This window comes from Myxococcus faecalis, from assembly GCF_050039385.1.
GTDB lineage: Bacteria > Myxococcota > Myxococcia > Myxococcales > Myxococcaceae > Myxococcus > Myxococcus fulvus.
This window is the reverse complement of record NZ_CP144336.1, coordinates 8,244,513-8,259,787: the sequence shown is the minus strand read 5'-3', so window position 1 is coordinate 8,259,787 and position 15,275 is coordinate 8,244,513. Positions and strand designations below refer to the sequence as shown.

Here is a 15,275-nt window from a genome sequence, read left to right as displayed (position 1 = left end):
GTGGGCCGGTTGCGCGTCGGCGAGGGATACGTGCTTGGACCGAGCATCGGCACGCGCGCGAGCGATGCGGCAGCACATGTCTGCCGGCCCCCGCATCATGTCGTGCGTGCGCAAGTTGCGCGTCGGCGAGGGGTACGTGCTTGGACTGAGCATCGGCACACGCGCGAGCGATGCGGCTGCACATTGTGCTCCGACACTGCGTCAGCACATGGCGCGTGATTGAGCGATACGCAGGCGCGTGACACCTGCACGGCGGATCATCGGCACAGGATGCATGCTCACGCGCTGCGCCCGCGCGATGCGCCGACTCGTGGTGCATGTTCGAGACATGCGTGAACGTCCGAATGTTGTTGTTCGGTCTCCGACCCTACACGGGAGCCCCGCTCTCGCGTCCTGGAGCGAGCGAAGCCGCGCAGCGGTCACCCTCCCGTCTTTCAAACAGAGGCCCGATTGAAACGTCGGCGCCTGGCGCGCATCGCGCTCACGGTGCCGATACATGCACACAGGCGCCTGCTCGCCAGCCCGCCAACGGACAGTCCGAGCGTCGAGGCGGAGCATGCGCAAGCCCTCGGATTCACGGAACTCTCCACGGGCTTTCATTGACGAGCCAGCGCCCCTGTTTACGTTTCTGAAGCCCCTGAGCGGGGGAAAGGAACGAGACGACATGGCTTTCACCGACACCCACGAAACTTCCCGGAACGGCGGCGGACGTCCGGCGCTGCACGGCGGCGGTGGGTGGCACCGCCTGGGCAACGCGCTCAAGACGACGGTGCTGCTCGCGGGCCTCACCGCGCTGGTGCTCGTCATCGGCCAGCGGCTGGGCGGCGCGCAGGGACTCATGTTCGCCGGCTTCTTCGCCGTGGTGATGAACTTCGGCTCGTACTGGTTCAGCGACAAGATCGCCCTGGCCATCCATGGCGCCCAGCCGCTGCCCTACGAGCAGGCCCCCTGGCTCCATCAGATGGTGGAGCGGCTGTCCGCCCGCGCGGGCATGCCCAAGCCGAAGGTCTACATCCTGCCCACGCGCGCGCCCAACGCGTTCGCCACCGGCCGCAGCCCCAAGCATGCCGCCGTCGCGGTGACGGCCGGCATCATGGAGATCCTCGACCAGCGCGAGCTGGAGGGCGTGCTCGCCCATGAAATCGGTCACGTGAGAAACCGCGACACGCTCATCGGCACGGTGGCGGCCACGCTCGCCGGTATCATCAGCTACGCGGCGCAGATGCTCTTCTGGTTCGGCGGCTCCATGCTCGGCCGGAGCGATGACGAGGAGGGCGGCGGTATCGCCGGCGCCTTCGCCAACCTGGGCCTGCTGCTGGTGGCGCCCATCGCCGCCACGCTGCTGCAGCTCGCCGTCAGCCGCTCGCGCGAGTACGGCGCGGACGCCACCGGCGCCGAGCTGAGCGGGGACCCCGATGCCCTCGCGGACGCCCTGCTCAAGATGGAGCGCGGCGCGGAGATGATGCCGTATGACCGGGCGCCGGCGACGTCGCACCTGTTCATCGTCAACCCGCTGCACAGGGGCGGCGTCATGGCGCTGTTCTCCACCCACCCGCCCATCCCCGAGCGGGTGCGCCGGCTGCGCGCCATGAGCGCCCGAGCGGGCGGCTCGCGCGCCCGAGGCCGCGGCGGCTGGGAGTACGCGTACTGACGGAACCGCCGAGCGCGGGAGCCCAGGACACCGGGCTCCCGCCGCGCTTCACCCCGGAGGACCGAACGCCGCCTCCGGGTCCTCCAGCAGCTCCTTCAACGTGTTCGCCAGCACGCCCGCGTGGAAGCCGTCGATGAAGCGGTGGTCGATGGACGCGTTGAGGCTCATCACCTTCCCCACCACCACCCGCCCCTGCTCCACCACCGCCACCTCGCGCACCGCGCCGGGCGCCAGGAACACCGCCGCCCGGGTGAAGGGCACCAGCGGCAGATAGGCCGCGTCCAGCCCCAGCGCCCCCACGTCCGTGACGATGGCCGCGCCGAACGCGTCCCGGGGCAGCCCGAAGCGGCTCAAGTCCACGTTGAGCGTCACCGCCAGGAACGACACCCACCGGGTGAAGCCCCGCATCAGCGGCCCAGGCATCCGCTCCACCCACCGCCAACCCCGCGAAGCCGCCGCCACGTCGCGCGGCCCCGCCTCCAGCTCCGCGACGATGTCCCGCAGGCCCTTGAGGTCCGCGTCCGCCACCCGCACCGCGCTCCACCGCGCCTCCCCACCCGAGGTGTCCCCCAGCAGCGCGGCCACCGTGGCGTGCTCGCGCAGGTAGAGCCGGTGGAAGCGCAGCACCGCGTTCGCGTCGGGACAGCGGCGCAGCGCCACCGCCAGGGCCTTGAGCACCAGGTGCGTCACCGTCAGCCGCGTCCCCGTGCCCCGCTGGAAGGCGTCCATGTAGGCCAGCGCCCGGTCCATCCGGACCGTGAGCGAGCCGTAGACCGTGGGGTCATACGGCGCCGCCCAGCTGCCGAGGGCCAGCTTGCGGAAGCTGGAGATGCGCGGCTTGGGTCTCAGCTCCAGGTGCGCCATGTCAGGCGGGTCCTCGACGGGGAGATCGACGGCGGTGCAGCATCGCGGCTCACGACGGGGCGGGGAAGACCCCGACCGGCCGGACGCCCGGCTTCGTGGAGATTTCCAGCAGTCCCCCCGCGCACGGACGAGGCAGGGAGGCGGTGAACCCCGCGCACGCCCCCAGCGCACCCTTGACGCGCCTGTGCTGGACGGTAGGCTGCCCCGCTTTTTGCAGATCCCTCCCGTGGAGGTCGTCCCGTGTCGTTCCTGGTCATCGCCCTGGCAGTCGGGCTCGCCATCTCGCTGTATTTCAACCTCTTCGGCGGCGCGAAGCAGGCCGCGCTCCCGTCGTCCTCCTCCGCCTCCACCAACGCGCCCCGCGTGGAGCTGGAGGCCGACCACAAGGCCGCGCGCGCTCGCGCCGAGGCGGAGCTGCAGCGCAAGCAGAAGGAGCTCGACGAACAGCGGGTCCAGCTGCAGGAGGTGAAGGAGCAGCTCAAGCAGACCAAGCGCAAGGTCTTCGAGCAGAAGGAGTCCGACAAGGGTTCCAATGACCTGGCCAAGGCCCGCGCCGAGGTGGAGCGCAACGCCTCCATCCAGCTGGAGCAGACCCGCCTGGAGCTGGCGCAGGTGCTCACCGAGAACCAGCGCCTGAAGGCCGAGTCCGAGGGCAAGGGCCGCCGCCGTGAGCCCCAGGCTCCCGCGCCCGTCGCCGCCCCCGCGCCGCAGATTTCCGCCCCCGCCAAGGAGGGTGAGTCCGTCGTCGCCGCCGCCGTGCCGGTGGTGCCCGCCGCCGAGGCCGCGCGCGAGGACCGCACGCCCCGCCGCGTCATCCGCGAGCTGAGCGAGGCGGACAAGGAGAAGATGGACCGGCTGGAGCAGGCGGCCAACAAGGACCGCCTCCGCGCCGTGGAGCTGGAGAAGGAAGTGCGCCGGGTCAAGGGCCGCGCGGAGACGCAGCAGCGCGTCTACACCGTGACGAAGCACGACCTGGACCTGATGAAGGACAAGTACAAGGCCCTGGAGAAGCGCCTGAACCGGACGCTGCTCGAGCGCGACCTCATGCGCCGCGCCATCAAGGACCTGGAGAAGAAGACGGGCATCCTCGCCGAGCGCACCGAGCTCACCCCCGAGGAGATGGCCGCCAGCGACCAGCGCACCGAGGAGACCTCGCGCGTGCGCGCCGAGTCCGAGGCCCAGGCCGCCGCCCAGCAGCAGGCCACCGAGGCCCCCGCCGCCACCGACTCGCACGCCGCCGACGGCGAGGCCAAGTCCGCGCAGCAGGCCTGAGCCCCACGCCGCGCCTGTCGAGCCCGAGGGGCTCGGCCTTCCGGGACATCCGTTCCGGTGGGCCGGGCCCTTCGTCGTTCACACGGCCCCCGCGCGCGCCGAGGCGTCACTCGCACCCGTCCGTCGGGGGCGCGCCGTCGCCGGACTGCCGCGTCACCAGCCCCTCCTGGAGCTTGCCCATCAGCCGCTGCAGCTCCGTCACCTCCGAGGCGGGCAGGTATTCCCCCAGCTCTCCATCCAGCTCCCGCAGCGCGTCCACCAGGAAGGACAGCTCGCGCTCACCCGCGGCCGTCAACTCCAGCCGCACGCAGCGCCGGTCCTCTCCCGCGCGCCGAAGCACCAGCCCGTCCTCCTCCAACCGGTCCACCAGCCGGCTCGCGGCGGGCGCGTCCACCAGCAGCCGCTCCGCCAGCGCCGCCTGTCGCCGCGCGCCCTCGGAAATGCCCTTCAACGCCAACAGTTGATTGAACGGCCGGTTCGTCCGCGCACCCAGCTTCTCGGTGAGGTGGCGGCGGATGGCACGACGCAAGGAAGCGAGTTGCTCCGCGAAAGTCATCTGACTTCCGAAATAGTTGTCACCTACAATGGTTGTCAATTACATCGGCTCGGCGCATCTGGCCGCACGGGGGGAATCCAGTCGCACCTGTCGTCACCCTTGCCTACCCCCTTGGTATGTCCGCCCCCACCGTCATCCTCCTGGCGCTCGTCGCGACCTCGACGCCGCCCGAGTCGAGCCCTTCCGTCCCTCCGCCCCAGCCCTTCCAGACGAAGGTGGAGGACCCGATGCTGGCCCCCGTCCCGCCCGCCCAGCAGCAGGTGCGCACCTGGGACGAGGCCCTGACGCTCGTCCGGGAGCGCTCCACCAACCTGCGCTCCGCCGAGGCGGGCGTGCAGCGCGCCGAGGGCCGCTGGCGTCAGGCCCTGGCGTCGCTCCTGCCCAACGCGAACGCCCGGGCGACGGCGGCCCACGACCTGCTCAACCCGGACACCGCCGTGGGTGTCTTCCCCTCCCCGGCGCTCGACGGCCGCACGCCCACCGCGCCCATCCTGGGCACGCTGACGGCGTCGCTGACACAGTCGCTGGTGGACGTGGGCGCGTGGCGCAACCTCTCCTCCGCGTCCGCGGCCGAGCGGGGCGCGGTGGCGAGCCTCCAGGACACCCGGCGTCGCCTCACGCTGGGCCTCGCGCGCACGCTGGTGGCCACCGTGGCCGCCGAGCGCGCCGCGGAGCTCAACCGCGTGGGCCTGCTCCAGGCGCTGGAACGCGCCGCGCTGACAACGCGCTCGTTCGACCTGGGCGCGAGCAACCAGCTGGACGTGGTGCGGGTGAACCAGGACGTGGCGCTGGCGCGCGGGTCGCTCGTGGCCGGTGACGAGCAGCTGCGGCGGGCGCGCGAGGCGCTCGGCATCGCGCTGGGCTTCGGCCACGCGGTGGGCGTGGACCCCTCCTTCAACCTCAACGGGCTGATGGAGGAGGCGCGCCAGGCGTGCACGCCGCTCCAGGACTTGGAGTCCCGTCCGGACCTGGTCGCCGCGAAGGCGCAGGTGGACTCCGCGCGCGACAGCCGGCGTCAGGCGTCCGCGGGCTACCTGCCCACGCTGGGCCTGGCCTCCAACCTGAACGGCGTGACGACGGACCCGGGCTTCGGCCGCTTCTCCACGTGGACCATCTCCGCCGTCATCGCCGTGCCCCTCTGGGAGGGTGGCCTGCGCGGGGGCCTGGTGCGCGAGCGCACGGGCATCGAGCGCCAGGCGGCCGAGACGCTGGAGGGCAACCGCCGCGACGTGTCCGTCGAGGTGGCGCAGGCCCGGCGCAGCGTCGAGGTGGCGGACGCGCTGGTGAAGACGGCGAGCGAGGCGCGCGAGCTGGCGGACCGGACGGACCGGCTGACGCGACGTTCCTTTGAAGTGGGCCGCGGCAGCAGCCTGGAGCTGGTGCAGAGCGGCGCGGCCCTGCGCCAGGCGGAGCTGGCCCTGGCGCTGCGTGAATTCGAGGCGGTCCAGGCGCGCCTGGACGCATTCTTGACGGAGGCCCGGTGCGACTGGTGAGACGGGTGCGCCCCCTGATGGCGCTGAAGATGACGGTGTGGAGCACGGCCCTGTTGATGGCGGCGGGGTGCTCGGGCAAGGTCGCGGCGCCCGCCGCGCCTCCGCCCCGCGAGGTGCAGGTGCTGACCTTGTCGCCCAGCGAGGTGCGGGACACGGGTGAGTACCTGGGCTCGCTGCTGTCGCGGCAGAACATCACCGTGCTGCCCCAGGTGGCCGGCTACGTGCGCCGCATCCACGTGAAGCCCGGCCAGAAGGTGGAGGCGGGAGCGACGCTCCTGGAGGTCGACTCGCGCACGGAGACGGCCGCGCTCGACAGCGCGCAGGCCCAGCAGAGCTCCGCGAACATCAACCGCGAGCTGGCCAGGCGCACCTTCGCGCGCACGGAGGCGCTCTACAAGGAGGGCCTCGCCAGCGCGCAGGAGCTGGAGCAGGGCCGCGCGCAATTGGAGGCCTCGGAGGCCGCGGCGCGCTCGGCGGCCGCGCAGGTGGCGCAGCGCCAGGTGCAGTTGCAGTTCCACGCCGTGCGCGCGCCCTTCGCGGGCACGGTGGGCGACGTGCTGGTGCGCCTGGGTGACTTCGTGGGCGCCACCACGCCCCTGACGACCATCGCCCAGGCGGACGTGCTGGAGGTCAGCGTGTCGCTGCCTTCGGAGCGGGCGCGCGCGCTCAAGCCGGACACGCAGCTGGAGGTCCTGGACGCGCAGGGCAAGGTGCTGCTCACCAGCCCCCTGTTCTTCGTCGCGCCGCAGGCGGACCCGCGCACGCAGCTGGTGGAGGTGAAGGCCGCGTTCCAGAACACGGTGGGGCTGCGCCCCAGCGAGCTGGTGCGCTCGCGCATCGTCTACGCCAAGCGGGACGCGCTGCAGATTCCCGCGCTCGCGGTGGTGCGCCTGAGCGGCCAGCCCTTCGCCATGGTGGTGCAGGAGAAGGACGGCAAGACGGTGGTGGAGCGCCGCCCGATTACGTTGGGCGCGCTGGGTGAGATGGCCTACGTCATCGAGAACGGGCTGAAGCAGGGGGACCGCGTGGCGGTGTCCTCGCTGCAGGCCCTGCGTGACGGGATGGCCGTGAAGGTGAAGTCCGCGGACAGCGCCCCGAGCACGGGCGCGGGCGCGGCGACGGCGGGCAGCCGCTGAAGCGCTGGATGGACCGGGCCTCGGACGGCACGCCGCGAGGCCCGGCCCCCACCATGATTTCGAGGGCTTGAACGCCGTGTTCGTCGACTTCTTCATCCGCAGACCCGTCTTCGCCATCGTCTGCTCCATCCTGCTGACGCTGGTGGGCTTGATTGCCATTCCCACCCTGCCCATCTCCCAGTACCCGGACCTGGCACCGCCGCAGGTGACGGTGACGTCCACGTACGTGGGCGCCAGCGCCGAGGTGGTGGAGAGCGCCGTCACCATCCCCATCGAGCAGGAGCTCAATGGCGTGGAGGGCATGCGCTACATCACCTCCACCAGCGGCAACGACGGCACCAGTCAAATCACCGTCACCTTCGAGCCCACGCGCGACATCGAGGTCGCCGCCGTCGACGTGCAGAACCGCGTCAGCCGCGCCGCCTCGCGCCTGCCCTCGCAGGTGAACCAGACGGGCATCGTGGTCAACAAGGCCTCCAGCCAGATGCTGATGACGGTGGCCCTGTCCAGCCCGGACAACCGCTACGACGCCCAGTTCCTCTCCAACTACGCGGATGTGAACCTCAAGGACGCCATCAAGCGCGTGCGCGGCGTGGGCGACGTGCGCATCTTCGGCGAGCGCAAGTTCTCCATGCGCGTGTGGCTGGACCCCACGGAGCTGGCGCGCCGCAAGCTCACGCCCATGGACGTGACGCGGGCCCTTCAAGAACAGAACCTCCAGGTGGCCGCGGGCCAGGTGGGCCAGCCGCCGTCCACCGAGGAGCAGCCGTACCAGATTGCGGTGCGCGCGCGCGGCCGTCTGGTGGAGCCGGCGGAGTTCGGTGAAATCGTCCTGATGCGCGACCCGAGCGGCAAGGCGGTGCGCGTGAAGGACGTGGGCCGGGTGGAGCTGGGCGCGGAGAACTACGGCACCATCCTGCGCTTCAACGGCCGCGTGGGCGTGGGCATGGGCATCTTCCAGCTCCCCACCGCCAACGCGCTGGACGTGCGCGACGGCGTGTACCGGGAGCTGGACCGGCTGTCCGAGCAGTTCCCCCCGGGCATGGAGTACCTGACGGGCACGGACACCACGCTGGCGGTGCGCGCCTCCATCCACGAGGTGCTCCAGACGCTGGTGGAAGCCATCATCCTGGTCATCCTCGTCATCTTCCTGTTCCTGCACGGGTGGCGAAGCGTGCTCATCACCGCCTTCACCCTGCCCGTCTCGCTGGTGGGCACGTTCGCCTTCGTGCAGCTGTTGGGCTTCTCCATCAACACGCTCACCCTGTTCGGCCTCACGCTGGCCACGGGCCTCGTCGTCGACGACGCCATCGTCGTCATCGAGAACATCGAGCGACTGATGGCCGAGCGGGGGCTGTCCCCCAGGCAGGCGGCGCGCGAGGGCATGAAGGAGGTGTCCGGCGCCGTCATCGCCATCTCGGTGGTGCTGGTGGCGGTGTTCGTGCCGGTGGCGCTCTTCCCGGGCACCACGGGCGCCATCTATCGCCAGTTCGCGCTGACCATCGCCGCGTCGGTGGCGCTGTCCACCTTCTGCGCGCTGACGCTGACGCCCGCCCTGAGCGCGCGCATGCTCAAGCACCACCACGGCGAGAAGTGGGTGTTCTTCCGCTGGGTGGACAAGGTGCTGGACACGACGAAGGCGGCGTACGGCCGGGGCCTGCGCGCCATGCTCCGCCACCCGGTGCTGGTGCTCCTGGCGTTCCTCGCCTGCATCGGCGCCACGGTGGTGCTGTTCAAGGTGGCGCCCACGGGCTTCATCCCGGACGAGGACCAGGGCTACGTCATCATCTCCGTGCAGGGGCCGGAGGGCATGTCGCTGGCGCAGACGGAGAAGGTGCTGGTGCAGGTGGAGGAGATCCTCAAGGCGCAGCCTGAGGTGCGCGCGATGTTCGCCATCGGCGGCTTCTCCATGCAGGGCTCCGGCGCCAACATGGCGACTGTCTTCAGCAGCTTGAAGCCCTGGGAGGAGCGCCCCGGCAAGGACAGCACCGTGGCGGCGCTGGTGGAGCGGCTGCGCGGCCCGTTGAGCCGCATCGGCGGGGCGCGCGTGCTGCCCTTCCAGCCGCCGGCGATTCGCGGCGTGGGCAGCGTGGGCGGCTTCCAGTTCATCGTGGAGGACGTGGCGGGCTCGCGCACGCTGGACGAGCTGGCCTCGGCCACGGACGACCTGGTGAACAAGGGCAACGAGGGCGGACAGCTTCGCGGCGTGTTCACCGCGTTCAACGCGAACACGCCGCTGTTGGACGTGGACGTGGACCGGCAGAAGGCCAAGGCGCTCGGGGTGCCCATCGAGCAGATCTTCGGGACGATGCAGGTCTACATGGGCAGCCAGTACGTCAACGACTTCAACTACGCCAACCGCACCTACCGCGTGTACACGCAGGCCGAGCAGCAGTTCCGCGACAGCCCGCAGGACATCGGCGCGTTCTACGTGCGCAGCGACAGCGGGGACATGATTCCGCTCGAGTCACTGGTGAAGGTGACGCCCACGGTGTCCGCGCAGGTCATCCGGCACTACAACCTGTTCCGCTCGGCGGAGATCAACGGCCAGCCCGCGCCGGGGGTGTCCTCCGGTCAGGCCATCGAGGCGATGGAGGCGCTGGCGGCGCAGAACCTGCCGCAGGGCATGGCGGCGGAGTGGACGGGCATCAGCCTGGAGCAGAAGGAGAGCGGCGGGCAGACGCTCATCATCTTCGGCCTGGGCATCCTGTTCGTGTTCCTGGTGCTGGCGGCGCAGTACGAGAGCTTCAGCCTGCCGTTCGTCATCATCCTGTCGGTGCCGCTGGCCATCATGGGCGCGGTCGCGTTGCAGCTGCTCCGGGGCTACGCCAACGACGTGTTCTGTCAGGTGGGTCTGGTGATGCTGGTGGGCCTGGCCAGCAAGAACGCGATTCTCATCGTGGAGTTCGCCGAGCAGCTGCGCGAGCAGGGCAAGAGCGCGCTGGACGCGGTGGTCGAGGCCGCCGAGGTGCGGCTGCGTCCCATCCTGATGACGTCGATTGCGTTCTTGCTGGGCGTGGTGCCGCTGATGCTGGCGCAGGGCGCGGGCGCGGCGGCGCGCAACTCGCTGGGCACCGCGGTGTTCGGCGGCATGCTGGTGTCCACCATCGTGAACCTCATCTTCATCCCGGGCCTCTACGTGCTGATGCAGAAGGTGCGCGGCGAGACGTCCCGGCGTGACGCGTCGGAGGACGAGCTGCCGGCGCCGGCCCACGCGCCCTGAAGGTTGGCGGTACGGCCCGCCGGCCGGTGAGGGAGCGACCAGGCTCCTTCACCGCGCCGGCGGAGTCGTGTCCGGGGAGGTGAGGGTTCAGGTGCCTCGGGCGGACTGGATGAGCTCGGCGAGAATGGTGCGGTGACACACCGGCTCCAGGATGCAGTCCTTGGAGCAGAGGAGCGTCACGGTTTCGCCGGCGTCCACGCGCCGGGCCAGTGACGTGATGATTTCACGCTGGGACTGCATCTCTTCGAGATAGCGGGCGCGATAGGCGTCCAGGGTGATGGGCGTCTGGCCCTTTCCATAGAAGGCGTCGAAGAGGTCGGGGCTGGGGGCGAGCTCGCGGCGCCACTCGTCCCAGGTCTCCTTGGCCTTGGGGAGGCCGCGGGGCCTGTAGCGGCAGATGAGGACTCTCCAGCCGTCATCGGGCTCGCCAGGGACACACCAGCGACGGGTCTTGATGGGCATTCAGGGTCAACGCGGTGGCGCGCTTTCGGTATTCCGGAAGGACGGCACCGGACTTCTTACTGGACCGCGTGACTCACTCGCTGGGGGTGCGGTGCAAGTGCTTGGAAAAACTTGGATCAGTGGAGGTCATTCGGACGGCACGCGCCCTGCTATGGGGTAGAGCACGCAGCGAAGATGACGCAGCGGTGGGCGGGTCGGGCGGGGCAGCACGGGCGGCGGGTTGGTCGGGGCGGTACGCAGGACCGGGCGGTACGGGGCAGCACGGGTGGCGGGTTGGTCGGGGCAGCACGCAGGACGGGGCGGTACGGGGCAGCACGGGCGGCGGGTTGGTCGGGGCAGTTCGCAGGACGGGGCGGTACGGGGCAGGACGGGCGGCGGGTTGGTCGGGGTAGTTCGCAGGACGGGGCAGCACGCAGGACGGGGCAGCACGGGCGGCGGGTCGGACGGGGCAGCACGCAGGACGGGCAGCACGGGGCAGCACGGGTGGCGGGTCGGACGGGGCAGTACGGGCGGCGGGTCGGACGGGGCAGCACGCAGGACGGGGCAGTACGCAGGACGGGGCAGTACGGGCGGCGGGTCGGACGGGGCAGTACGGGCGGCGGGTCGGACGGGGCAGCACGCAGGACGGGGCAGTACGGGCGGCGGGTCGGACGGGGCAGTACGCAGGACGGGGCAGTACGGGCGGCGGGGCGGACGGGGCAGCACGGGTGGCGGGTCGGACGGGGCAGCACGGGTGGCGGGTCGGACGGGGCAGCACGGGTGGCGGGTCGGACGGGGCAGCACGCAGGACGAGCAGCACGGGGCAGCACGGGTGGCGGGTCGGACGGGGCAGCACGCAGCACGAGCAGGACGGGGCAGTACGGGCGGCGGGTCGGACGGGGCAGCACGCAGCACGAGCAGCACGCGGTACGGGGTAGTTCGGGGCGGTACGGGCGGCGGGTTGGATGGGCGTGTCGCAGCGAGCGAGGCGGGAGACCGCTTCAACAAGGTGAGACGGCTCGGGCGTGAAGGATGGGCGGTGGGAGCCGGTCCTCGGCGGAAGCGTAACTTCGCGAGGACCGGTTCGCCTTCATCCCCGCGGCGACGTCAGAACACCGAGAGGCCCGTGAGCGTCGTGAATCGATCCAGGGCTTCCACGCCCGCGACCGAGTTCCCGTGGGCATCCAGCCCGGGGCTCCACACACACAACCCACAGCGATTCGGGATGACGGCGATGATGCCGCCACCGACACCACTCTTGCACGGCAGACCCACGCGATAGGCGAACTCGCCCGCGGCGTCGTAGGTGCCGCAGGTGAGCATCACCGCGTTGACCTGCTTGGCCTGACTGCGCGTGAGCAGCCGCCTCCCCGAGGCGCCCTGCCCATGCCGCGCCAGGAATCCACAAGCACGCGCCAGGTCCGCGCAGCTCATCCGCAACGAGCACTGCCAGAAGTAGTGCTCGAGCACTCGGGGCACCGGGTTCTCGATGTTCCCGTAGCTCGCCATGAAGTGCGCCAGCGCGGAGTTGCGATGGCCATGCTCGGCCTCGGACGCGGCGACGACCGGGTCGAAGTCCACCGAGGCATTTCCGCTCTCCTCGCGCAGGAACTCCCGCAGCAGACCGCGTGAGTCCCCGGTGAGACTGAGCAGCCGGTCCGTGACGACCAGTGCTCCCGCGTTGATGAACGGATTGCGGGGCACACCCTGCTCGTACTCGAGCTGAACCAGGGAGTTGAACGGATTGCCCGAGGGCTCCTTCCCCACCCTGCGCCACAGCGCGTCCCCGTCTCTCGCGAGCGTCAGCGCCAACGCGAAGACCTTCGAGATGCTCTGCACCGAGAAGGGCGTGCGCCAATCGCCCACGCCGAAGACCTGACCATCGAGCGTGGCCAGCGCCATGCCGAACCGCGACGGGTCCACCGCGGCCAGCGCGGGGATGTAGTTGGCCACACGGCCCTGCCCCACCACCGGCAGGACGGCCGTCATCACCTCGTCGAGAATCGCCTGGAAGTCGTCCATCGCGCGCCCACCTGCCTGGGCGCCAGGATAGCCGCGCGCGCCCGCCCTCCGTGCAGGTTTCCCAGGACACACCGCGGCAATGAACCGGCACGAGACACGGCCTGTCCCGAGGCCCTTCATGCGCACGCCCTGCCGGCAGCGCGAAGAGAGGCTCTCTTCGCAGCAGCAAGCATCTTGGGCTGCCGAACCCCATCGCGCAGCGCCCTGAGCGGATACGGCCGACACCAGGCGCGACGAGGAGGCGACCTGTCCCCGCGTCAGCGCGCGTCGTGGAAGATGATGCCCACCGTGTGCCGGTGACCGGAGCGGATGCGGCTGACACCGTGACGCATGTTGACGCGGTAGACGCCGCGAGTGCCCTGCACGGGGCGATGGTGGACCGGGAAGATGACGCCATCCCCCTGCCGCAGCGGCACGACCTCCACGCGAGACTGCATGCGGGGACGCTGCTCTGTGAGCACCAGCTCGCCACCAGCGAAGTCGCGCCCCGGCTCGGACAAGAGGATGGCCACCTGGAGCGGGAAGACCTCGTCGCCGTAGAGGTCCTGGTGCAGGCAGTTGTAGTCCCCTTCTCCGTACTGGAGCAGCAGCGGCGTCGGCCGGAGTTGCTCCGCCGCGTGACACCGCTGGAGATAAGCGGCGTGGGTCTCGGGGTATCGCGCGTCGATGCGCAGCGCCTCGTTCCACCGATTCGCGATGGACGCGAGCCCGGGATAGAGCGAGGTCCGCAGTCGAGCCACGAGTTCAGGGAGCGGATAGGCGAAGTACTTGTACTCCCCTCGCCCGAAGCCATGGCGAGCCATGACGACCCGACTGCGAAACGGTGCATCCGCCGGATAGAGCGCCGACAAGGCGCCGCACTCCTCGGGCGTGAGCAAGCCGCTCAGGGTGGCGCACCCGCGCGCATCCAGCTCCGCGCCGAGCCCGGTCCAGTCGAGCGCCTCCAGCTTCGTCTCCACCGACACGGCGCTGCGCATCGGCCGCGCACGAAGGGCTCGGGCACTCACGACGCCCCTCTCAGCTGGACTCCCGACAACCCCACCCTGCTTCTCCGCATGTGCCCACTCCCGTTCGTCACCGAGGCATGAAGCTCGCGCTCGGACACGGTTCAGGAATGACGCACGTGATGACGCAAGGCGACCCGGTTGTTGCGGTCAACCACCGCGCGCGGAGGCGAACCGGGCCCGCCCCCGCACGCGAGCACCCCGCCTGGCTTCAGCGCGGCGTCACCTTCAGCAGCTTGCCGTTCGAGTCGTCGGTGAGCAGGTACAGCGCGCCCTCCGGGCCCTGGACGACCTCGCGGATGCGGGCCTTCTGGTCCATCAGCAGGCGCTCCTCACCCACGACGCGGTCGTTCTCGAGCACCAGTCGCACGAGGGCCGTGCTGGACAAGCCGCCGATGAAGAAGTTGCCCTTCCACTCGGGGAACAGCGCACCGGAGTAGATGGTCATGCCCGAGGGCGAGATCACCGGGTCCCAGTAGTACACCGGCTGCTCCATGCCCGGGCCCTGCGTCGTCTTGTGGATGGGCTCGCCGGAGTACTCCTCGCCGTAGCCGATGGTGGGCCAGCCGTAGTCCTTGCCGCGCTCGATGAGGTTGAGCTCGTCACCACCGCGAGGCCCCATCTCCACCTCCCAGAGGCGTCCCTTGCTGTCGAGCGCCGCCGACAGGATGTTGCGGTGCCCCAGCGTCCAGATCTCCGGCCGCGCGTCCTTCTGCCCCACGAAGGGGTTGTCCTTCGGGATGGAGCCGTCCGGGTTGATGCGGACAATCTTCCCGAAGTCGCTCTTGAGGTCGCGAGCCTGGACGCGGCCCTCCATGATGGAGCGCTCGCCCAGCGTGACGAACAGCTTCCCATCCGGCGTGAAGACGAGTCGGCCACCCGCGTGCAGCGTGGACTCCAGCGTCGGCTCCATGCGGAAGATGACCTTCACGCCCTCGACCTTGGGCTTGGGTCCATCCACCAGCCTGGCGCGCGCCACCGCGAGGCCGTTGCCGCCCTTCCGGGGCTCGTAATAGGTCCAGTAGATGAGGCCACTGGTGCCGTAGTCCGGCCCCACCTCGACGTCGAGCAGACCGCCCTGGTTGCGACCATCCACCTTGGGCAGGCCCGCGATGGCCGGCGACTTCTTGCCCTCGGGCGTGACGATGAAGAGCTTCCCCGTCGGCTTCTCCGTGACGAGCATCCGCTTGTCCGGCAGGAACGCGATGGCCCAGGGCTTGTTGAAGCCGGAGGCGACCTCGGTGACCTGCAGGGCCGTGCGCGTGTTGACGGCGGGCGCGCGCGTCTGACCGGGGAACGCCGGCTTGAACTCGGGGACGTTGGGCGGGGCCTGCTCGACGGGAGCGCCCGTCGGGTTGGGGCCCTGCCGAGGATCCGTCTGCTGACTGCCCTTTGCCTGCCCGGGGGCCAGGTTGCCGCCCTGGTCCGCGGGTTTGCCCGCGGGCTGTGCGTGCGAGGTCCCCGCGAGGGTCAGCAGGGAAGTACAAGCCAGGGACGCCAACAGGGAACGCATGAGCACACTCCTCCAGGTGGGACGAACGACGCGCAGCAAACACGAAGTGCCGCGAGCCTCGCGCGAAAAGGATGTGGGGATGTCGGACGGCGGACGCAAG

The 15,275-nt window shown here is 70.5% G+C and carries 11 protein-coding genes; 5 read left to right on the top strand and 6 right to left on the bottom strand.

The window, feature by feature from the left end; all coding sequences use genetic code 11:
- The first annotated feature begins 664 nt into the window (after positions 1-664).
- Positions 665-1,651 carry a zinc metalloprotease HtpX gene (locus tag VZQ01_RS33330; protein WP_223745602.1) on the top strand — a complete coding sequence of 329 codons (987 nt, stop codon included), beginning with the start codon at positions 665-667 and terminating at the stop codon, positions 1,649-1,651.
- A 48-nt stretch (positions 1,652-1,699) separates the two neighbouring features.
- Here VZQ01_RS33330 and VZQ01_RS33325 read toward each other — a convergent pair whose 3' ends face one another.
- Positions 1,700-2,515: a 2-oxo acid dehydrogenase subunit E2 gene (locus VZQ01_RS33325; protein ID WP_426745654.1), complete on the bottom strand. Its 816-nt coding sequence runs from the start codon at positions 2,513-2,515 to the stop codon at positions 1,700-1,702.
- Positions 2,516-2,755: 240 nt separating this feature from the next.
- Here VZQ01_RS33325 and VZQ01_RS33320 point away from each other — a divergent pair, with 240 nt between their 5' ends.
- The gene (locus VZQ01_RS33320; protein WP_223745600.1) at positions 2,756-3,787 is read left to right on the top strand and encodes a coiled-coil domain-containing protein; all 1,032 of its coding nucleotides are present in this window, start codon (positions 2,756-2,758) and stop codon (positions 3,785-3,787) included.
- Positions 3,788-3,893: 106 nt separating this feature from the next.
- On the opposite strand, the gene VZQ01_RS33315 is transcribed toward VZQ01_RS33320, so the two are convergent.
- Positions 3,894-4,316 (bottom strand): MarR family winged helix-turn-helix transcriptional regulator, encoded by a 423-nt coding sequence (locus tag VZQ01_RS33315; protein ID WP_267700192.1) that lies wholly within the window; start codon positions 4,314-4,316, stop codon positions 3,894-3,896.
- A 143-nt stretch (positions 4,317-4,459) separates the two neighbouring features.
- On the opposite strand from VZQ01_RS33315, the gene VZQ01_RS33310 reads away from it, so the two are divergent.
- The 3 genes from VZQ01_RS33310 to VZQ01_RS33300 all read left to right on the top strand — a co-directional run bounded on the left by VZQ01_RS33310 (position 4,460) and on the right by VZQ01_RS33300 (position 10,195).
- Positions 4,460-5,836 carry a TolC family protein gene (locus tag VZQ01_RS33310; protein ID WP_074956163.1) on the top strand — a complete coding sequence of 459 codons (1,377 nt, stop codon included), beginning with the start codon at positions 4,460-4,462 and terminating at the stop codon, positions 5,834-5,836.
- Positions 5,833-6,972, top strand: coding sequence for an efflux RND transporter periplasmic adaptor subunit (locus VZQ01_RS33305; protein WP_370640310.1), 1,140 nt, complete (start codon positions 5,833-5,835; stop codon positions 6,970-6,972). The genes VZQ01_RS33310 and VZQ01_RS33305 overlap by 4 nt, the downstream gene beginning before the upstream one ends.
- 76 nt (positions 6,973-7,048) lie before the next feature.
- Entirely contained in the window at positions 7,049-10,195 is a 3,147-nt protein-coding gene (locus VZQ01_RS33300; RefSeq protein WP_426749008.1) for an efflux RND transporter permease subunit, read from the top strand.
- A gap of 87 nt (positions 10,196-10,282) precedes the next feature.
- Here the strand turns inward: VZQ01_RS33300 and VZQ01_RS33295 are convergent, their stop codons facing one another.
- The 4 genes from VZQ01_RS33295 to VZQ01_RS33280 all read right to left on the bottom strand — a co-directional run bounded on the left by VZQ01_RS33295 (position 10,283) and on the right by VZQ01_RS33280 (position 15,175).
- On the bottom strand, positions 10,283-10,657 hold the full coding sequence (locus VZQ01_RS33295) for a DUF488 domain-containing protein (RefSeq protein WP_074956160.1): 375 nt from the start codon (positions 10,655-10,657) through the stop codon (positions 10,283-10,285).
- Positions 10,658-11,743: 1,086 nt separating this feature from the next.
- A complete protein-coding gene (locus tag VZQ01_RS33290; protein ID WP_223745598.1) occupies positions 11,744-12,658 on the bottom strand; it encodes a glutaminase in 915 nt (304 codons plus the stop codon).
- A 257-nt stretch (positions 12,659-12,915) separates the two neighbouring features.
- Entirely contained in the window at positions 12,916-13,635 is a 720-nt protein-coding gene (locus VZQ01_RS33285; protein WP_223745862.1) for a 2OG-Fe(II) oxygenase, read from the bottom strand.
- 238 nt (positions 13,636-13,873) lie between these two features.
- On the bottom strand, positions 13,874-15,175 hold the full coding sequence (locus VZQ01_RS33280) for a PQQ-dependent sugar dehydrogenase (RefSeq protein ID WP_267700191.1): 1,302 nt from the start codon (positions 15,173-15,175) through the stop codon (positions 13,874-13,876).
- Positions 15,176-15,275: the final 100 nt, after the last annotated feature.